21 protein-coding genes are annotated in these 19,045 nt (G+C 74.4%); 12 read left to right on the top strand and 9 right to left on the bottom strand.

What is annotated here, in order from left to right:
* The 3 genes from ACWEQL_RS23230 to ACWEQL_RS23220 all read right to left on the bottom strand — a co-directional run.
* The coding region (locus tag ACWEQL_RS23230) for a heavy metal translocating P-type ATPase (protein ID WP_452152214.1) at nt 1-1,949 on the bottom strand (1,949 nt) is incomplete at its 3' end.
* 125 nt (nt 1,950-2,074) lie between these two features.
* A complete protein-coding gene (locus tag ACWEQL_RS23225; protein ID WP_452152213.1) occupies nt 2,075-2,350 on the bottom strand; it encodes a heavy-metal-associated domain-containing protein in 276 nt (91 codons plus the stop codon).
* A 127-nt stretch (nt 2,351-2,477) separates the two neighbouring features.
* Nucleotides 2,478-3,101: a GNAT family N-acetyltransferase gene (locus tag ACWEQL_RS23220; RefSeq protein ID WP_452152212.1), complete on the bottom strand. Its 624-nt coding sequence runs from the start codon at nt 3,099-3,101 to the stop codon at nt 2,478-2,480.
* Between the two features lie 374 nt (nt 3,102-3,475).
* Here ACWEQL_RS23220 and ACWEQL_RS23215 point away from each other — a divergent pair, with 374 nt between their 5' ends.
* Both ACWEQL_RS23215 and ACWEQL_RS23210 read left to right on the top strand, forming a co-directional pair.
* Nucleotides 3,476-4,501 carry a GlxA family transcriptional regulator gene (locus ACWEQL_RS23215; RefSeq protein ID WP_452152211.1) on the top strand — a complete coding sequence of 342 codons (1,026 nt, stop codon included), beginning with the start codon at nt 3,476-3,478 and terminating at the stop codon, nt 4,499-4,501.
* 147 nt (nt 4,502-4,648) lie between these two features.
* Nucleotides 4,649-5,662 (top strand): hypothetical protein, encoded by a 1,014-nt coding sequence (locus tag ACWEQL_RS23210; protein WP_452152210.1) that lies wholly within the window; start codon nt 4,649-4,651, stop codon nt 5,660-5,662.
* A gap of 153 nt (nt 5,663-5,815) precedes the next feature.
* Here the strand turns inward: ACWEQL_RS23210 and ACWEQL_RS23205 are convergent, their stop codons facing one another.
* The 3 genes from ACWEQL_RS23205 to ACWEQL_RS23195 form a co-directional block, all read right to left on the bottom strand.
* Complete coding sequence (locus ACWEQL_RS23205) at nt 5,816-5,971, bottom strand: DUF6131 family protein (RefSeq protein ID WP_452152209.1); 156 nt, start codon at nt 5,969-5,971, stop codon at nt 5,816-5,818.
* Nucleotides 5,972-6,158: 187 nt separating this feature from the next.
* Nucleotides 6,159-6,581 (bottom strand): hypothetical protein, encoded by a 423-nt coding sequence (locus ACWEQL_RS23200; RefSeq protein ID WP_452152208.1) that lies wholly within the window; start codon nt 6,579-6,581, stop codon nt 6,159-6,161.
* Nucleotides 6,582-6,848: 267 nt separating this feature from the next.
* Nucleotides 6,849-8,603: an RICIN domain-containing protein gene (locus ACWEQL_RS23195; protein WP_452152207.1), complete on the bottom strand. Its 1,755-nt coding sequence runs from the start codon at nt 8,601-8,603 to the stop codon at nt 6,849-6,851.
* Nucleotides 8,604-8,646: 43 nt separating this feature from the next.
* Between ACWEQL_RS23195 and ACWEQL_RS23190 the strand changes: the two genes are divergently transcribed.
* From ACWEQL_RS23190 to ACWEQL_RS23165, 6 genes are all read left to right on the top strand, one after another.
* Nucleotides 8,647-8,898, top strand: a complete 252-nt coding sequence (locus ACWEQL_RS23190) for a hypothetical protein (protein ID WP_452152206.1) — start codon at nt 8,647-8,649, stop codon at nt 8,896-8,898.
* Between the two features lie 741 nt (nt 8,899-9,639).
* Nucleotides 9,640-11,013: an NUDIX domain-containing protein gene (locus ACWEQL_RS23185; RefSeq protein ID WP_452152205.1), complete on the top strand. Its 1,374-nt coding sequence runs from the start codon at nt 9,640-9,642 to the stop codon at nt 11,011-11,013.
* Nucleotides 11,010-11,156, top strand: coding sequence for a hypothetical protein (locus tag ACWEQL_RS23180; RefSeq protein ID WP_452152204.1), 147 nt, complete (start codon nt 11,010-11,012; stop codon nt 11,154-11,156). The genes ACWEQL_RS23185 and ACWEQL_RS23180 overlap by 4 nt, the downstream gene beginning before the upstream one ends.
* Entirely contained in the window at nt 11,153-12,286 is a 1,134-nt protein-coding gene (locus tag ACWEQL_RS23175; protein WP_452152203.1) for a phosphotransferase family protein, read from the top strand. Before ACWEQL_RS23180 ends, ACWEQL_RS23175 begins: the two co-directional genes overlap by 4 nt.
* A 21-nt stretch (nt 12,287-12,307) precedes the next feature.
* Complete coding sequence (locus ACWEQL_RS23170; protein ID WP_452152202.1) at nt 12,308-12,784, top strand: GNAT family N-acetyltransferase; 477 nt, start codon at nt 12,308-12,310, stop codon at nt 12,782-12,784.
* A complete protein-coding gene (locus ACWEQL_RS23165; RefSeq protein WP_452152201.1) occupies nt 12,781-12,945 on the top strand; it encodes a hypothetical protein in 165 nt (54 codons plus the stop codon). Before ACWEQL_RS23170 ends, ACWEQL_RS23165 begins: the two co-directional genes overlap by 4 nt.
* 74 nt (nt 12,946-13,019) lie before the next feature.
* Here the strand turns inward: ACWEQL_RS23165 and ACWEQL_RS23160 are convergent, their stop codons facing one another.
* Nucleotides 13,020-13,463 carry an SRPBCC family protein gene (locus tag ACWEQL_RS23160; RefSeq protein WP_452152200.1) on the bottom strand — a complete coding sequence of 148 codons (444 nt, stop codon included), beginning with the start codon at nt 13,461-13,463 and terminating at the stop codon, nt 13,020-13,022.
* Nucleotides 13,464-13,614: 151 nt separating this feature from the next.
* Between ACWEQL_RS23160 and ACWEQL_RS23155 the strand changes: the two genes are divergently transcribed.
* Entirely contained in the window at nt 13,615-14,799 is a 1,185-nt protein-coding gene (locus tag ACWEQL_RS23155) for a damage-control phosphatase ARMT1 family protein (protein WP_452152199.1), read from the top strand.
* Between the two features lie 134 nt (nt 14,800-14,933).
* On the opposite strand, the gene ACWEQL_RS23150 is transcribed toward ACWEQL_RS23155, so the two are convergent.
* Entirely contained in the window at nt 14,934-15,974 is a 1,041-nt protein-coding gene (locus ACWEQL_RS23150; protein ID WP_452152198.1) for a helix-turn-helix domain-containing protein, read from the bottom strand.
* A gap of 118 nt (nt 15,975-16,092) precedes the next feature.
* On the opposite strand from ACWEQL_RS23150, the gene ACWEQL_RS23145 reads away from it, so the two are divergent.
* The 3 genes from ACWEQL_RS23145 to ACWEQL_RS23135 all read left to right on the top strand — a co-directional run bounded on the left by ACWEQL_RS23145 (nt 16,093) and on the right by ACWEQL_RS23135 (nt 18,298).
* A complete protein-coding gene (locus tag ACWEQL_RS23145; RefSeq protein ID WP_452152197.1) occupies nt 16,093-16,998 on the top strand; it encodes an alpha/beta hydrolase in 906 nt (301 codons plus the stop codon).
* A 123-nt stretch (nt 16,999-17,121) separates the two neighbouring features.
* Nucleotides 17,122-17,868 carry an SOS response-associated peptidase gene (locus ACWEQL_RS23140; RefSeq protein ID WP_452152196.1) on the top strand — a complete coding sequence of 249 codons (747 nt, stop codon included), beginning with the start codon at nt 17,122-17,124 and terminating at the stop codon, nt 17,866-17,868.
* 19 nt (nt 17,869-17,887) lie between these two features.
* A complete protein-coding gene (locus ACWEQL_RS23135) occupies nt 17,888-18,298 on the top strand; it encodes a hypothetical protein (RefSeq protein WP_452152195.1) in 411 nt (136 codons plus the stop codon).
* Nucleotides 18,299-18,314: 16 nt separating this feature from the next.
* Here ACWEQL_RS23135 and ACWEQL_RS23130 read toward each other — a convergent pair whose 3' ends face one another.
* The gene (locus ACWEQL_RS23130) at nt 18,315-18,926 is read right to left on the bottom strand and encodes a Uma2 family endonuclease (RefSeq protein ID WP_452152194.1); all 612 of its coding nucleotides are present in this window, start codon (nt 18,924-18,926) and stop codon (nt 18,315-18,317) included.
* Between the last annotated feature and the right edge of the window lie 119 nt (nt 18,927-19,045).

The raw sequence follows: 19,045 nt of genomic DNA, 5'->3' as shown, positions 1-19,045 counted from the left end.
ACGCCGTCGCCGACCATGGCGACGATGCGGCCCTCGGCCTGGAGGCGCTTGACGGTGTCCACCTTGTCCTCGGGCAGGACCTCGGCGATGACGTGCTCCGGGGCGATGCCGACCTCGGCGGCCACCGCCCGGGCGACGGCGGTGTTGTCGCCGGTGAGCAGCATCGGGGTCAGGCCGAGGGCGCGCAGCCGGGTGATCGCCTCGGCGCTGGTGTCCTTGACGGCGTCGGCGACCTCCAGGACGGCCCGCGCCTCGCCGTCCCAGCCGACCGCGATGGCGGTGCGTCCGGCGGCCTCGGCGGCCCGCTTGGCCTCGGCGAGCGACTTCGGCAGGTACTGGGACCAGTCGGCGAGCAGTGCCTCGCGACCGGCGATGACGGCGTGGCCGTCGACGACGCCCTGGACGCCGAGGCCGGGGACGTTCTGGAAGCCCTCGACGGCGGGCGGTTCGCCGACCTTCTGGGCGGCGGCGGTGGCGATGGCGGCGGCGATGGGGTGCTCGGAGGCGTGCTCCAGGGCGCCGGCCAGGCGCAGCGCCTCGGCCTCGGTGACGCCCTCGGCGGTGTGGACGGCGAGCAGGGCCATCCGTCCGGTGGTCACGGTGCCGGTCTTGTCGAGGACGACGGTGTCGACGCGGCGGGTGTTCTCCAGGACCTCGGGGCCCTTGATCAGGATGCCGAGCTGGGCGCCGCGGCCGGTGCCGACGAGCAGCGCGGTCGGGGTGGCGAGGCCCAGGGCGCAGGGGCAGGCGATGATCAGCACCGCCACGGCGGCGGTGAACGCGGCGGCCCAGCCTTCGCCGGTGCCGAGCCAGTAGCCGAGGGTGGCGAGGGCCAGGGTGATGACGATGGGGACGAAGACGGCGGAGATGCGGTCGGCGAGGCGCTGGGCGGCGGCCTTGCCGCTCTGGGCGTCCTCGACGAGCTTGGCCATCCGGGCGAGCTGGGTGTCGGCGCCGACGCGGGTGGCGCGGACGACCAGGCGTCCGCCGGCGTTGACGGTGGCGCCGGTGACCGGGTCGCCGACGGTGACCTCGACCGGCACGGACTCGCCGGTGAGCATCGAGGCGTCCACGGCGGAGGCGCCCTGCTCGACGATCCCGTCGGTGGCGATCTTCTCACCCGGCCGGACCACGAACAGTTCGCCCACCGCGAGCCGGGCGGTCGGGATGCGGACCTCCTGGCCGTCGCGCAGGACGGTGACGTCCTTGGCGCCGAGTTCCAGCAGGGCCTTGAGGGCGGCGCCGGCGGTGCGCTTGGAGCGGGCCTCGAAGTAGCGGCCGGCGAGGATGAAGGCGGTCACCCCGGCCGCGGCCTCCAGGTAGATGTTGGAGGAGCCGTCGGAGCGGGCGATGGTGAACTCGAAGCCGTGGCGCATGCCGGGCATCCCGGCGTGGCCGAGGAACAGGGCCCACAGCGACCAGAGGAACGCGGCGCCGGTGCCGAGCGAGACCAGGGTGTCCATGGTGGCGGCGCCGTGCCGGGCGTTGGTCCAGGCGGCCCGGTGGAAGGGCCAGGCGGCGTAGGTGACGACGGGGGCGGCCAGGGTGAGGGAGAGCCACTGCCAGTTGTCGAACTGCAGGGCCGGCACCATCGCCATCGCGATCACCGGGACGGCCAGCACCAGCGAGGTGATCAGGCGCTGGCGCAGCGGGGCGAGTTCGCCCGTCTCCTCCCCGGCCCCGGCCCCGGCACCGGCGTCGGCGGTCTCGGTGACGGCCGGGCGGGGCACGGTCGCGGTGTAGCCGGTGGCCTCGACGGTGGCGATCAGGTCGGCGACGTCCACGCCGTCCCGGACGTGGACCCGGGCCTTCTCGGTGGCGTAGTTGACGGTGGCCTCGACCCCGTCCATCCGGTTGAGCTTCTTCTCGATCCGGGCGGCGCACGAGGCACAGGTCATGCCGCCGATCGCGAGTTCCACCTCCGTGGAGGCGGGGGCCTGGGTGGTCATCTGAGCTCCTCGTGGTCGATGCGGGGAAAGTCGATGCGGGGATGGGTGCCGGCGCCGGGCCGCGGATACCCCCTGGGGGGTTACCCGCGGCCCCGGGGCCGTACGGGCGGGGCGGGGTGGCCGGGTCAGGCGCGGCCGGTGAGCTCGTAGCCGGCGTCGTCGATCGCGGCGGCCACGGCCGCGTCGTCCAGGTCGGCCTCGGCGGAGACGGTGACCAGGCCGGCCCGGACGTCCACCGCGACGGCGGTGACGCCCGCCAGGCCGGAGAGCGCCTTGCCGACGGCCTGCTCGCAGTGGCCGCAGGTCATCCCGGCGACGGTGTAGACGGTGGTGACCGGCGAGGGCGCCTCGATGGTGGCGGTGGCGGTGGAGCAGGTGCCTTCGGGGGAGCAGCAGGACATGGGTTCCTCCGGTGAGGTGCTACTTGGTCGATCGATACCCGGTTGGGGTATCGCCTTGCAGAGATTTATACCCCTGGGGGGTATCAGGTGCAACCCTCGCCCGGGATTTCCTCGAAGCCGGGGCCTCCTACGGGCGGACAGACACCATGGCCAGCGGGTGGCCCCACATGCCCAGGCTTCGGTAGAGCGCGACGGCGGGCCCGTTGCGCCCGTCCACGAAGAGCGCGGCCCGGCCGTGCTCGGCGAGCAGCTCCCGCAGGACGAACCCGCAGACCTCGGCCGCGTGCCCGTGGCCCCGGTGCCCCGGATGCACGGCCACCCCGCCGACGAAGCCCAGGTCCGGCCGGCTCCACGCCTCCGCCGACACCGCGATCAGCGGCCCGTCACCGCCTGCGCGGATGCCGGCCCAGCGGCGGACCCCGGCACCGCCCGGCCGGGCCAGCGAGGTCGGGAAGGCGACATCGAGCAGGGCGTCGACCTCCGCCAGCCGCCCGGCCGGCAGCCAGTGCGCGGCGTCCTCCCCGCCGGCCCGACCAGGTGGCGGCGGCCCGTCGGTCACCATCAGGACCAACGGCTCCGGCTCGGCCAGGCCCATCCGCGCGGCGAGTCGCCCGACCAGCGCCGGCTCCCCGACCAGCAGGCAGCCGGGCGCCGGAGCCGGCCGGAGCGTACGGATCAGGGCCGCGACCTCCGCGACCGGGCCGCGCACCGCCAACCAGTCCAGACCCGCGAGGCCGGTGGCGGACAGCACTTCGGCACCGCCCCGTACACGGCCGCGGCCGCTCTGGGCGAGCCAGTGGAAGAGCGGATCTGCGCCCTCGCGAGGTTCCGGCAGGCCACCGGGCACCCGTGGTGAATCCATGGTCATCCTCCGCGCCGACAGTCGGGAGGCAGGGGCGGGACAGCTCGTCGGCGCCAACGGGAGACCACCCTCGCGGCAGGCCCGGAGCGGCCGCAACGACATCCGGCCCACGGATCCGGACACCACGCGGAAGGCGGAATCCGCGTGCCGGACGCCGGTGCGGCGGCCGGGGCGGAGGACGGGCGGCGGGCGCGCCACGATGGCCGGATCGGTGGGGTCGACGTCATTGCGGCCACCGCGCCCGACGGACCACGATGGCTCGCATGATCGACAGCCCGGCCACCGGAACCGCACCCGCCCCCGTCCGCCTCGTGGTGATCGCCGTCTACGACGGCGTCCAGATGCTCGACCTGGCAGGGCCGCTGGACGTGTTCGGCGAGGCCGCCGGGCTGACCGGCGGGTACGAGGTGCGGGTCGCCTCGCCCGGCGGCCGCCCGGTGCGCACCTCCGGCGGGGTGCGGATCGCGGTGGACACCGCGCTGGAGTCCGTCGCCGGACCGGTGGACACGCTGGTGGTGGCCGGTGGCGACGAGACGGTGGTCACCGACGCCTCCGGAGCCTCCCGTGACCTGGTCGACCAGGTACGGCGGCTGGCGTCGGAGTCGCGGCGGGTGGCATCCGTCTGCACCGGCGCGTTCGTGCTCGCCGCCGCCGGGCAGCTGCACGGCCGGCGGGCCACCACCCACTGGTCGTCGTGCGCCGACCTCGCCGCGCTGTTCCCGACGGTCCGGGTCGACCCGGACGCGGTGGTGGTGCGGGACGGACACGTCTCCACCGCCGCGGCGACGACCGCCGGGATCGATCTCGCGCTCGCCCTGATCGAGGAGGACCACGGCGCCGCGCTCGCCCGCCGGATCGGCAAGCTGTTCCTGGTGTACCTGCGCCGTCCCGGCGGACAGGCGCAGTTCGCCGGCACCGCCCGCCCCGCCGACGTCGGCCACCGAGGGCTGAACGAGGTGCTCCGGGCCGTGGCCGAGGACCCGGCGGGCGACCACCGGGCCGAGCGGATGGCCGAACGGGCCCGGATGAGCCCGCGCCACTTCTCCCGGACCTTCACCCGCGACCTCGGCGTCACTCCCGGCCGCTACGTCGAACAGGTCCGGGTGCGCGCCGCCCAACGCTTGCTGGAGGAGACCGACGCCGACACCGAGGCGGTCGCCCGGCGCTCCGGCTTCGGTTCGGCCGAGACCATGCGGCGCGCGTTCCAGCGCACGCTGGCCATCTCGCCCGCCGCCTACCGGCAGCGGTTCAGCACGGCCTGCCCGGTGGACCACGGCCCGGTCGCGTAGCCGTACTACCCCCCAGGGGTGTCAAGAATCCGCTCCGACGTCTTGCATCAATACCCCCTGGGGGTATCTAATCGAGAACGTCACCGCCGAGGCCGCCCGGGTCATCACCCGTCCCGTCCCACCCGCGCCACCACCGAGGAGCCCGTCATGAACACCGCCCTGAAGATCACCGCCTTCGTCGCCGGCGTGGCCACCGTCTTCGGCGCCTCGTACGGCGTCGGCCACGCCACCGGGGACGGCGGCGCACCAGCGCCACGGGCCGGTACGGCCGCCCACGCCGGGCACACCCCCGCGCCCACCGCCACCGCCGCCACCCCAGCCGCCCCTGCCGCCCCTGCCGCCGCCGAGCACCTGCCGGGCGGCCTCCAGATCTCCGAACGCGGCTACACGCTCGGCCTGGAGAACACCTTCGTCACCGCCGGCGCACCGACCGAACTGCGGTTCCGGGTGCTCGGCCCCGACGGCCGCCCGGTCACCGAGTACCGCACGGCACACGAGAAGGAACTGCACCTGATCGTCGCCCCGCGCGACCTCGCCACCTTCCAGCACCTGCACCCCGTCCGCGCCGCCGACGGCACCTGGAGCGCGCCCGTCGCACTGCCGGCCGCCGGGGAGTACCGGGTCTTCGCCGACTTCACCCCGGCCGCCGCCACCGAGGGCCTCACCCTGGGCGCCGACCTGCACGCCGCCGGCGAGCTGCGCCCGGCCCCGCTGCCGTCGACCGGACGGACCGTCACCGTCGACGGCTACACCGTCACCCTCGACGGCGACCTCACCCCGGGGCGGGCCGGCCGGCTCACCCTCACCGTCAGCCGCGACGGCCGCCCGGTCACCGACCTCCAGCCGTACCTCGGAGCCGCCGGCCACCTCGTCGCGCTGCGCGCCGGGGACCTCGCCTACCTGCACGTCCACCCCGACGGCGAGGGCGCCACCGGCGGACCGGCCGTCTCCTTCACCACCACCGCGCCCAGCGGCGGCGAGTACCGGCTGTTCCTGGACTTCAAGCACCAGGACACCGTCCACACGGCCGCGTTCACCCTCCCCGCGGCCGGCACTCCCCCGGTGGGCACTCCCGCCGCGACCGCCCCGACCACCGCTCCCGCCGCCCCCGCGCCGGCCACGTCGCCCACCGCCGGGCACGACGAGGGGCACCAGCACTGAAACATCGGCGCTCCGTGCCACGGGTGTGGGAGCGTCGACGGGTTGATCCGTGAACAGGTCGGCGGGTTGATCCGCGTACAGGTGGTGCCCGGGGTGGTCAACCCCGGGCGCGCCGGGGGCCGGCGCGCCGGGTCAGCCGTGATGCGGGGGTGGCTAGTAGTAGTGGCTGCGGCCGCCCACAGCGTGGCCGACCATGCCCATCACCCACAGGATCAGGCCGATGAGGAGAAGGACGATGCCGATCGTCCAGAGAAAGCCGATCCCGGTCAGCAGTCCGATGATCAGCAGGATCACACCAAGGATGATCATGGGGGCCTCCTCGGTTCCGATGAACCCTTGATTCGCTGATCGCGTGTGCTCAGCGCGCGCGGGTTCAAACCTGCCGTAACCCCCGATGTGGTCCGGAAGCCTCAGCCGCCGCAGGATCCGCGGACCTTCAGCTCCGGCAGCAGCTCCAGGTGGTGCAGGAGGTCGACGGCGGCGCCGACCGGCGCGCCTACGACGCGAGCCGCCCGGAGGGGACCAGCGGGGCGACGGTGGCCCGGGAGGCCGCGGTGCGGGCGGCGCGGGACGGCAGGTCGACCACCCGGCAGCCGCGCCGGGCGAGACTCTCCACCATGGCGTCGGCCCTCCCCCGGTCCAGGCCGAACACGAACGGCCCCGGCACCAGCACGGTGTCGATCCACCCGGCCGAGGCCGCGGCGAGCAGCGCCTCCCAGGCGGGCAGTTCGTCGCCGGCGCGCCGTCCGTTGTCCAGGAACAGCCGCGGCTCGGGCAGGCCGGTCGCCCGGGCGAGGTCCTCCAGGGCGCGCCGGTGGCAGTCCAGACCGGAGAGGTCGGCGGGGTAGCAGCGGAGGTAGATCGCGGTCCGCGGCATGTGCCCGCCCGCGCCACCGCATCGTTCGCCGGAGTTGAACATCGGTACCACCTGCCTGGATCACCGGGGTCCGCACCGGGTGTGCGACTCCTCCAGCAGACCTCGCGGATCGCTGGGTGATCCATGCGTATCCCTACCCGACTTTCGCCCTGGGTGACCGGACGGGCCCCGCCCTCACGTTCCGTACGGAAACGGCCGGGCGCCCGGGGCTCAGGACGGCTCGTCGACGTACCCGGTGCGCCGCAGCCCCTCGCGGGATCGCGCCGGGCTCACGCGGAAGGGGCCGTCGCAGTCGCTCGGGCCGCTCGGCTACGGCACGAAGGTGCTCACGAAGGTGCCGAGGTCGACCGCGTTCGCCATGGCCTGGAGGCCGGCGTCGTTGGGGTGCAGGTGGTCGCCGGTGTCGTAGGCCGGGTCGAGCGCCAGCGGATCGGTGGTCGAGCGGAGCGCCGCGTCGAAGTCCACGACCCCGTCGAACGCTCCGCCGGTGCGGATCCACCGGTTCACGGCCGCGCGGATCCGCTCACCGCGGGCGGTGTAGTAGTGGGCGCCCTGATAGGGCGGGATCGTCCCGCCGATGATCCTCACACCGGCGCTGTGCGCCTGGTCGATCACCTTCCGCATCCCGGCCTCGAGATCGGCCGCGGTCAGCGGACCGCTGCCGTCGGAGCCGATGTCGTTGCCGATGTCGTTGATGCCCTCGACCAGAATCACCTCCCTGACGCCCGGCTGGCCGAGGACGTCGTACCCGAAGCGGCTGACCAGGGCCTTGTTGGTGCCGTCGCCGGTGTCGCTGAGCACGCGGTTGAAGCTGATGCCGACGCCGACGACGCCCCTGGGGGCGCCGCCGGAGGCCGCTGCCATCCGCCGTCCGAGGCCGTCGGGCCAGCGGCGGTTCGCGCCCCACGTCGAACCCGCGCCGTCGGTGATGGAATCCCCGACGACCACCACCGTGCCGGTCGCCGTCGACGACATCACGTCCAGACCGGCGAGGACGAACCAGTGGTCGGTGGTGCGCGCGTAGTCGGCGGTTCCCTGGTCGGCGACGTGATCGCCGACGCCGATCCATGTGGTGTCCTGGGCGTCCCGGTGCCAGGTGTCGGCGCCGGACGGGGTGTCGGGCAGGTGGACGCTGACCAGCACGTCCTGGTCGGCGCCCACTCCGGTCCACACCGGGTCGCTGAAGACGTCCCGGCCGGCGGGGATGGTGACGGTGGTGGCACCGTCGAAGGTCACCGTGCGGTGGGTGCCCGCCACTTCGGTGCCGGCGGTACCGCCCTGCCGCGCGATGCCGACGGCACCGACGGTCAGGGGCGCGGTGCCGTACACGTTGCTCAGCCGCACGCGGGGCAGTCCTCCGGCCACCGAGGTGTGGGCGACCATGCGGACGGTCCTGCCGTCGAGGTCGTAACCCTCGGCCTTCACGGCGTCCTGTCCGCCGGACTGCATTCCCGCGCTGTAGGTGCCGACCCTGGTCAGCCGGGTCAGCTTCCAGCGCTGGTTCGCCGTTCCGGTGGGCGGCCGCTGGACGACCGCGGTGCCGTCGGCCGCGGGGTCGCCGGTCGCGGTGCCGCCCGTCGCGGTGGCGCCCGTCGCGGGGTCGCCGGCGTCGGCGAGCAGTCCGTTGGCGGTGTTCACCAGGGTGAAGGTGCCGTCGCCGGCGGCCTGGAGCTTCCACTGCTGGTGGGTGCCGCCGTCGCAGGTGTTCTGGACGAGCCGCACCGGCGGAGTCGTGCCCTGCGGGTCGGAACCGTCCAGGCAGAGACCGCTGTTGGCGCTCCGCAGGGTGTGGACGCCGGAGGGGGTGGGTGTGACGACCCACTGCTGGTTCGCCCCGCCGGTGGTGTGCCACAGCAGGATCGGGGTGCCCGGATCGGTCGAACCGGACTCGACGTCCAGCAGCGCGGGGCCGCTGCCGAGGGCGTTGGACAGCGTGTAGACGCCGTCGGGGACGTCGACGTCCGCCTGCCTCACGGTGGCCGCTGCCACCGGCGTTGCCGGAGCGACCATGGCCAGCAGTCCGACCGCGGCCGGAAGCGCGCACGCGGAGTCGCGAAGTCGCATGGAGAGTACCTTTCTTGACGGGCCTCGGGTTCGGGATCAGCCGATGGCCGGTTGCCGCTGGTGGCCGGCGCCGGCGCTGTGGTGGCCCGCCGCACTCCTCGCCCTCTCCGGCGCGGGCGAGGTCACCCTCCGGATCCACCAGGACCAGCATGAAGCGGTCGACTCCGAACCGCTGGCCGACGCCCTCGCCAGCGGACGGCACCGGGCCTGGACCGGCGTGACCATCCCCGGCGGCACCACCTGCGAATGCCAGGATCAGCGGCCCGCCCTGACCCTCCCTCGACCACGCGGATGAGCGTGACCGGCATGGCCCGCAGGCGCGCTGTGAGCCCGATGTTCGGCCGGGGCGCCATGACCACCCTGGACGCCAGCCACCTCGCCGACCTCCCGCGCGTGCCCGGGTGAGCCCGACGCCCACGGCCGCCGGACCCACGGGACCCGGACCGCCACAACCACCTGATCGCCGTCATCCGGACGTGACACCCGTGCACCCAACCGGCCCCGTCGCCCGACGATTCCCGTTGGTCGCCCACCACCGGCCCGCGCCCCTGCCCCCGGCGCTTCCGCCCAGGGACGCACACCACCCGAAACCTCGTACGGCACCTGACCATCCGGACGAGTGAACCCGGCGCCGGATACGCACCGCGCGGCCCCCTCGTCCACCCGGGCCCCGAGGGCACCTCGGACCCGGGCCGGACGGCCGCGTTCGAACAGGCTCTCGCCGCCTGCGCACTGGGCTCCGGCGTTCTTCCCACCGCCCTTCTCGTGCAGTGGGAGGAGGCTGAGGCATCCCTCGGAAGTGCTCGAAAACTCCCTGTTCGCCCCGGGATCGCCCAGTGGAAATCCGCTTGAGCGACACATTCGAACAGCACCATCATCAGACGCGCAACGGCGGCGAGTGGCCATCAACTAAGCCTTGCGAGTACTTATTTGGGTTCTCCATGACCGCCACCGCAGTTGGGATCCGCAGAACGAGCGCACCGGCGTTCCCGCCCCGGCGGGCCGTACCGGTCCGGGAGACCAAGGAGCCCCTCCAGTGATCGACTTCGATGTGCTGACCACCCTGGCCCTCCGCGAAGGCGTCGAGCGGATCGGCGTCGGCGTGGTGGTCCGCGACGCCTGCGGCCGGATCCTGCTGATCCGCCGGGCCGCGCACGACGTCCTGCCCGGCCTCTGGGAGTACCCGGGCGGAGGACGGGACGGCGACGAGCCCGTACCGGAGGCAGCGGCACGGCGGCTGACCGAGGCCACCGGGCTCACCGGACTGACGCTGGAGTACGCACGCCAGCTCGACTCCACCGACCAGCAGGGGAGGCACGTGCGGCAGTTCGTCTTCACCGCCCTCGTGCCCGATGGCACGACGGTCGTCCTGTCGCCCGACCACGACGAGTACCGGTGGGCTCCCGCCGACCGGCTGCCCCCGACCGAGGAGGGGCAGCGCGCGGTGATCGAGTGGCTCACCGACCGGCTGGCCCTCCCCGGCTGGCGGCCCGTCGGCGGCTACGTCACCACCATCGCCCGGCCCAGCTCGTACGGCTGCTTCCTCGTCACCGACCCGCAGGGGCGCGTCCTCGGGATGCGCTCCACCATCAACCCGGGTGTCTGGGGCTTCCCCGGCGGCAACGTCGAGCACGGCGAGACCCCCTTCACCACCGCCCTGCGCGAGGCCCGGGAGGAGCTCGGCCTCGACCTCGCCACGGAGAACCCCGAGGTCATCGCGCGGCAGCGCCTGGTCGCCGTCATCCACAAGCAGGCCGGCGCCGAGTACCCGCTCCCCACCTGCGGCTACGTCTTCGACGGCGGCGTCCTCACCGCCGAGCAGCAGGCCCGGATCCGCCTCGACCCGGGCGAGCACACCGAGTGGCGGTTCGAGACCGCCCACGACTGGTACGCCCACATGGACCCGTACCGCTACCGGCGACTCCTGCGGATCCTGCGCGCCCACCGCTCCGGAACGGCGCTCTACCTCGAACAACCCGGACCGGTCGACGACTTCGAGGGGATCATGGTCCTGGTCACCGACCGGGCCGGGCGGCTGCTGATGCACCACCGCGACGACAAGCCCGGCATCGCCTGGCCCGGCCACTGGACCCCGATCGGCGGGTGGCGGGAGGCCGACGAGACCCCGCAGGAGACCGCGGCCCGCGAGGTCCGCGAGGAGGCCGGGATCGAGATCAGCCGGATGCGACCGGTGCCCGGCCCGCAGCACGACCTCGTCTCCCCGCTCACCCGGGTCCTGCACGCCGTCTGGGACGGCCCCGAGAGCGACCTGCGGCTCGGCGACGAGGGCCTGGCCGTGCGCATGGTCCCCCTCGACGAGGTGCTCGACCTGAAGGTGCCGCCCTACATGCACCACTACCTGCCGCTGCTCGCCGCGGCGGCCGACCACACGGCCGGGAGGACCTCGTGACCCCGCTCAACGACACCGGCCCACCGGCGGACCCGGCCCGCCGCGCACCCGGGACGGATCCGCCGACCCTGATCGTCGGGGTCCACCTCGTCCTGGCCGACGCCGACGCGGTGCTGCACACGTGCGAGGAGCCGCGCTCATGACCGCGCCCGTCCTGCCCGAGGACGCCGACCGGCTGCTGCGCGGAGCGGCGGGTCCGTACGAGCCGTTGGGCGTGCGCTCGCGGGACCGTACGGGCCGGCCGGCGGTGTGGGAGGTCCGCGCCGACGACGGGAGCCGGCTGTTCGCCAAGCGGCACAAGAACGCGCTCATGCACCGGCGCGAGACCACCGCCTACCGTCACCTCGCACCTGCCCTCGGCCCCGGCCGCGCCCCGACCCTGCTCGCCGCGGACGCCCGGTCGCTGCTCATCGTCACCACCGCGCTGCCCGGCACGCCGGCGATCAAGGCGACCCTCGACCCCGCCGAGGAGCGTGAGGTCTACCGGCAGGCCGGTCTGCTCGCCGCGCACATCCACGCCCACCCGGCCTCCGACGGCGTGGTCGGCGAGCGGCTGCCCTGGGACCAGGAACGCGGGCGAGCGCTCGACCGCGCCCGCGACGCCCGGCTGTCGGCGGAGGACATCGCGGTCCTGGCCGAGGCCACCCGCGCCGAGCCCCCGCACACCGCTCCCGTCTCCTGCCACGGCGACTTCGGCCCGAGGAACTGGCTCGTCCACCGGCGGGGCGACGAGCTGGTCGTCGGCGTGATCGACTTCGAACGCAGCCAGGTCGAGGAGCCCGTACGCCGCGACCTGATGCGGGTCATGCTCCAGCAGACCCCGCACCGTCCGGACCTCCGCACGGCTTTCCTCACCGGCTACGGGCGGGACCTCACGGCCGACGAGTGGACGGCGTGCCGGGCCTGGGCGGCCGTCGACTGCCCCGCCGCCCTGCGCTGGGCCCTCGACCACCACCACGACGAGGAGATCCTCAGCTACGCCCGCACCGTCCTGGAACAACTCCGCCGCCCCGCGGCGACCGACACGCGCCCTGATCGGCGCATGAACGCGGTGGGCCGACACCGACGGCCGCCCGCACCGCACCTACCGGCCGACACCGACGCCCGACTGCACGCCATCGCCGAGCAGCAGACCGTCGTGGAGGAGGGCGTCGTCACGTTCCCCGAGAGCACCGTCCCGTACGCCTACCGGACCGTGCACCGGCCGGACGGCGGAACCGACCGTCACCTCGTGCGCCTGGACCCCCCGCCACCACCGCACCTGCCTCACTGAGCGCCCCCGAGAGGAAGCACCGTGCCCGGTCCCACCGTTCGCCCCGCCGGTCCTCAGGACGCCGACGAGCTGCTGCGCCTGCGCGTCGCGGTCCTCGACGGCGCCCGACTCACCGACGAGTGGCGCTCCACCTTCCGCGACGACATGCGCACCCGCCTCGGCACCGACCCCGATCTGCTCGCCTACGTCGTCCCCGCCGATGAACACACGCTCGCCTCCTGTGCCATCGGCATCGTCTACCACGGCTACCGCGGCCCCACCCACCCCAGCGGGCTGTGGGGCCGCGTCCACACGGTCGCCACCGACCCCGCCCACCGGCGTCGCGGCCACGCCCGGGCCGTCACCGAGGCCCTCATCGACGCACTCAAGTCAGCCGGGTGCAGCTCCATCGAGCTGCGTGCCACCGAGGCCGGCGCCCCGCTCTACCACTCCCTCGGCTTCGGATCGCTGGACGGCTACATGGCGCTCCGCCCCGGCCCCGAGGGCTGGACGCGGTGAGCGGTTCCGTCCTCGCCACCCACGACGAGCAGACCCGCGACGGGCCGCGCCTCACGCCCGACGCTCGCCGGCGCCCCGGATTCCAGCACCGGATCGGCCCGGGCGACCGCGGCCATGTCGCGCTCCCCCGGCCGCCGACCCACCCCGCCCGGATCGACTGACGGCCTCGGTGAACTGCCGGGTCTCACCGGAGGTCGACCGGACGCCCGGCCGGGCGTCCGGCGGAGCCGGCTGCTCAGGACCGCTCGACCGCCGCCTTGATCCGCCGGCCGAAGCCGGGGGCGTCCTTGCGGGCCGCGCGCAGCGCCGGGCCGACCAGGAGCTTGCCGATCCCGTGGCCCTCCAGGGTGTTGAAGACCCGCACCCGGGTCCGCCCGTTCGGCAGCGGCTCCAGGTCGTACCCGCCCTCGGCGGTGATCAGGTTCCGGCTCTGCTCGCTCCAGCGGATCGTTCGCGGCTCCTCCAGGCGGGTGATCCGGAACTCGCGGGAGGTGCGCACCCCGGCGTCCTTCACCGTGCTGCGGAAGACCGTGCCGACGACGGTCGGACCGTCCGGGCTCTTGGCGATCTCCTGGACCCGGGGGCTGAACCGGGGATCGTTGCGGCCGTCGGCCAGGTAGGCGAAGACCACCTCCACGGGCCGTGCCACCTCGACGATCGCCTCGAACTGTCCGGACATGCTCGGCTCCTCGCGGTGTGTGGGCGCGCGGCGGCGCCGCCCGGCCAGGATTCCAGAGCTCCGGCCATCGCGCCCCCCGGCCCGCTCCGCGACGCACCTCTAGGCTGGGCCGTGACCCCTCTAGGCTGGGCCGTGACCCGAGGAGGCCTGGATGACCGACGACCCGGACGAGGCGAGCGCGCCGGAGATCCACATCGACGTGCCCGGGTCGTTCCCCTGGAACGTCTTCCACGAGCGGCACCCGGAGCTGGTCCGCAAGCTCCTCGACGCGCTGCCGTACGGGCCCGCCGAGCGGGCGGCCGTGCGCGACCTGCTGGCGGAGAGCACCGGTGGGGTGCTGAGCCCGCCGGACGGGCAGGACCCGGACCACGGGCCGTGGACGGCCTGGGGCGAGGGCCTGTGGGGCCGGCCCTGGCGGGAGGCGCCTTTCCTGTGGGCCGAGAACTGGTTCCACCACCGGCTGCTCGACGCCACCGGCTACCTGCGGCCCGGTACCTGGCACGGCGTCGACCCGTTCGGTCCGCTCAAGCACGCCGAGCTGGCGGGCGCGGCCGTCGACGAGCAACTCCTGGTGCTGGACGGGCTGGCCGGCCTCCCGGCGGAGCACCGTACGCCCGCCCTGCTCTCCTCCGCGCTGTGGGGCAACCGCGCCGACCTGGGCTTCCGGCTGATCGCCGACCCCGATGACGCGCATCCGGCCACGGGCGTCATCGTCGACGACACCGCGGAGCTGCTGGCCTGGCTGCCCGGCGCCTCCGGCGGGCGGATCTCGGTGATCGCCGACAACGCCGGCCGGGAGCTGCTGCCCGACCTGGTGCTGATCGACCACCTGCTGGCCACCGGAATCGCAGCCGAGGCCGTGCTCTACCTCAAGCCCCGCCCGTACTTCGTCTCCGACGCCACCACGGCCGACCTGCTCGCCGCCCTGGACCGGCTGCGCACCTCCACGGCCCCCGCGGCGGCGGCCGTCGGCCGGCGGCTGGACGAGGCGCTGCGGCGCGGCACCCTCCTCGCCCGCACCCACCCCTTCTTCTGCGCGCCGCTGACCTACCACGATCTGCCCGGCGACCTGCGGGCCGAACTCGCCGGCTCGGCGCTGACAGTCCTCAAGGGCGACCTCAACTACCGCCGCTTGGTGGGCGACCGCCACTGGCCGCCGGCCCACCCGTTCGCCCGGGCCACCGGGCACTTCCCCACCCCGGTCGTGGCCCTGCGTACGCTCAAATCCGATGTCGCCCTCGGCATCGCCCCGGCCACCGCCGCCGACCTCGACGCCACCACCCCGCACTGGCGCACCGACGGCCGCCACGCCGTGGTCCAGGCCCGCCTGGGCTGACACCGGGTCGGACCGCCACGGCCGTGGAGCGGCCCGGAGATTCCTACCTCGCCCCCGCCAGCCCCCGGGGCACCGTCGACCAGAACTCACGAGTGGGCGCGGAACGAGCCTCCATCGCCGGTCGTCAGACGCCGTCAGTCGCCCAACAGCCGGTGGGCGGTGAGGGCGAGGCGGGCCCGGGTCAGACCGGCGGGTTCGGTGAGGTCGATGCCGAGGGTGCGGCCGATCTGGTCGATGCGGCGGGCGACGCTGCTGTGGTGCAGGTGGAGCAGGTCGGCGGCGCGGCGCAGCGAGCCGGTGGCACAGTAGGCGTCCAGGGTCTCCAGGTCCTCTACGCTGTCGGCGATCCGGGCGAGCGCGGCCACGTCGGCATTCTCCCGGACGCGGTCCCGGGGCAGCTCGGCCAGCAGCGCCAGCGCGCCCAGGTCCCCGTGGTGGACCACCGGTTCGCGCGCGGTGGTGAAGCGCAGCGCCGTACGGGCCTGCCGCCAGGAGCGGTCCGGGCCGTCGGCGGCGCCGATGCCCGCCCGTACGCCCGCCGGGAACCGGCCCGGGTCGACGGCGGTGGCCAGGAGCACCCCCGCGTCCGCCAGCGGCGCCGCCTTCACCGGGCCCGCCGGGCAGACCAGCGCGCCCAGCCGGTCGAGCGGCAGCGGGAGCGATGCGGGTACGGCGACGGCCCGGACCGGCCGCCCGGCGGCGAAGCCCAGCAGGCGCAGTGCCCGGGCCCGCGCCGCCTCGTCGCTGTCCGGGCCGATCGCCAGCTCCACCAGGGCCGGGTCCGCCATGGTGGTGCGCGCCGGGCCGTACCGTTCGGCGACGGCCGCGGCGGCGATCGCGAGCCGGTCCAGCAGCACCGGGTCCAGCGGGTTCGGCGGGCCGGAGCGCTCCAGCCAGACCGTGCCGATCTCCTCCTCGTCGAGGGTGATCGGCGCCGTGCTCGACGCCGGCCCCGGCGCCGCGGACGCCTCGCGGCCCTCCGGTGAGACCCGGATCGCCCGCGCCGCGCCGTTCAACCGCACCCCGGCCACGCACTCGGCCAGACCCGCCGAGGCCCGGGCCAGCGCCGGCAGGTCCACCCGACGGCGCATCAGCGCGTCGTAGAACGCCACGACGCGGATCGCGCCCTCCACGTGCGGATCGAGTTGTGACAGCCGATCGGCCAACGCGTCCATGGAAGGAGGATAGGACCGGCGGGCCCGGCGGCAGTGCGCCGATCGGTGCACGAACACGGCCCGATGCGCGACACCCGGCGGCTGCACGGACCGGCCCGCCGTCCGCAGGATGGACCACATGGATCCCGAACTCGAAGCATTCATCCCGCTGCTCCCCAAGATCGACCTCGGCGACCCGGCCGCCGCCCGCAAGGCCCTCGCCGAACGCGTCGCCTCCCTGCCCGCGGCCGACCTCACCGGACTGAAGGTCGAGGACCGCACCGTCCCCGCCGAAACGGACGTCGCCGTCCGCGTCTACAGCCCGCTCCCGCCGCAGGCGACCGGCGGCGCCGTCGTCTGGCTGCACGGCGGCGGCTTCGTCTTCGGCGACCTGGACACCGAGCACCCCTGGGCCGCCCGCCTCGCCACGGGCTCCGGCGCCGTGGTGATCTCCGTCGGTTACCGCCGCTCCCCCGAACACCGCTACCCGGCCGCCCTCGACGACGCGTACGCCGCCCTGGCCTGGGCGCACGAGCACGCCGACGAGCTGGGCATCGACCCCGGACGCATCGCCGTCGGCGGCCACAGCGCCGGCGCCTGCCTCGCCGCCGGCCTCGCCCTGCGGGCACGCGACGAGCAGGGCCCGCGCGTCCACTTCCAGGTGCTCAACCAGCCCGGCCTCGACGACCGCCAGGACACCTGGTCGCAGCTGAACTTCACCGACACCCCCGTGCAGGACCGCTCCGGCGTCACCACCGCCTGGGCCCTGTACCTCGGCGGGCAGCCGGCCACCGCGTACGCCGCCCCGGCCCGCGCCACCGACCTCACCGGCCTGCCGCCCGCGTACATCGGCACCGCCGAGTTCGACCCGCTGCGCGACGAGGCCGTCGAGTACGCGCTGCGGCTGCTGCGGGCAGGGGTGACGGTCGAACTGCACCAGTGGCCGGGCACCTTCCACGGCTCCCAGGCGATCCTGTCGGCGGAGGTGTCGCAGCGGCAGATCGCCGAGCTCACGGGTGCGCTGCGGCGCGGGGTGGCGGCGTAGTCCTCCGCCGCGCCGCTACGGGGGGGGAGGCCTGACACGGGGGCAGGCCTCCCCTCCCCGTCCGTCACTCCTGTCCGCCTGGTACCACCACGGCACCGGCGGATCCGTGGCACCCTGGTCGGTATGTGCGGTCGCTTCGTCTCCACCACCACCCCCACCGACGTCGCCCAGCTCTTCGAGGCGGTGTCCAGGGTCCCGGACGACACCTTCGCGCCCAGCTGGAACGTGGCACCGACCCGGGACGTCCTCGCGGTGCTGGAACGCCTCGACAAGGAGACCGGCGAGATCACCCGCCAGGTGCGCGCCCTGCGGTGGGGCCTGGTGCCGTCCTGGTCGAAGGACCCCTCCGGCGGCGCCCGCATGATCAACGCCCGTGCCGAGACCGCCCACGAGAAGCCCTCGTTCAAGCGGGCCTTCGCCGCCCGGCGCTGCATCATCCCCGGCGACGGCTACTACGAGTGGCGCCAGGTCGCCGCCGGCCCCGACGTCCGCAAGCCGTACAAGCAGCCGTACTTCCTCACCCCCGCCGACGGCACCCTGATGGCGATGGCCGGCCTCTACGAGTTCTGGCGCGACTCCACCCGCGCCGACGACGACCCGCTCGCCTGGCTCACCACCTGCACCATCCTGACCACGGACGCCACCGACGCCGCCGGCCGCGTCCACGACCGCATGCCGCTCACCATCCCCGAGGCCCACCACGCCGCCTGGCTCGACCCCGACCACACCGACCCCGACAGCCTGCGCGCCCTCCTCCACGCCCCCGGCGGCACCGAACTCACCGTCCGCGCCGTCGCCACCGACGTCAACAACGTCCGCAACGACGGCGCCCACCTCCTCACCCAGGTCGAGGACCCGCTGCCCGTCTGACGGCACGTACGCTCGACCCGTGCCCCGCAACCCGAAGCGACCGCGCCGCCTCGTCACCGACGACCGCGTCCACCTCTGGACCCTGCGCCACAGCCACCGCCGCCTCGCCGACGGCCGCGCCGTCGACTGCGCCGAGACGCTCACCCTGACCCCGCAGCCCTCCGGCACCGGCGGCCCCCTGCGCATCGTCTTCGCCGAGAGCCCCGACACCTTCGTCCCCGGCGGCGCCTACACGGGCTCCGGCGACGTCGGCCGCATCCGCGGCGCCTCCCTCAACCTCCACGAACCCGGCTCCGTCCGCGCCCTCCTCGACACCGCCCTCACCCACGGATGGAACCCCGACGACCGACGACCGGTGCGACTCGACGGCTGGCCCCTCCTCGACGAAGCGGCGGCCCTGCACGCGCGGCGGGCCGACGCCCGCGGCTGACCGGCTCCTGCGGCCGTCAGGGTGTGAGGTCGTCGAGGTCGATACTGACCTGGAACGGCTCGGCGACCTTGAGCTGCCCGCGGTGCACACCGGTCGCCACATACGCCTGGGTGACGACGTCCAGCTTGTAGGTATAGACCGTCGTCCCGTCAGGCTTGTCCTCGATCCGCCACATGTGCGGGATACCGGCACGCGCGTACCGGCCCGGCTTCACCTCGCGGTCACGGTGTTCGGAGTCCGGCGACACCGCTTCCACCACCAGGGTGACCTCCTCCGGCGCGTACATCGTGCGGTCCTTGGCGTACGGCGCCGTGGTCGCCACCAGGTCGGGCTCCGGCCGGTTCCGTCGGTCGAGCCGGATGCTCATCTCCCGTTCCACCCGCATCGTCGTACCCTTCACGGCCTGCCGCAGCGAGAGTACGAGTCCGTCCAGCACGTACGAGTGCCACGAGCGCTGAGGGCTCATCGGAAAGATCAGTGCTCCGTCCATGAGCTCGGTGTGCCGAGGTGCCTCGGGCAACCGATCCAGGTCCTCGGCTTCCCACCCGGTCGGACGCGGGGCCGTCACAGCCCACTCGGGCAGGGACTGCTCGCCGGTACCGTACGGGTCCGCAGACTGCGCGCTCACCTGCTGCTCCTCTCCTCGGTCCGCCTTCGACAGTAGTCTCCTGCGGGACCGGCCGGGAAGCGGCGCCAAGGAGTGTCCGGATCGCGCACGGCCGCGGTCACCGCTCCCGAGCGCACAGG

It is taken from the genome of Kitasatospora sp. NPDC004240 (assembly GCF_053603215.1).
This window is presented reverse-complemented; position numbering and strand designations above follow the sequence as displayed.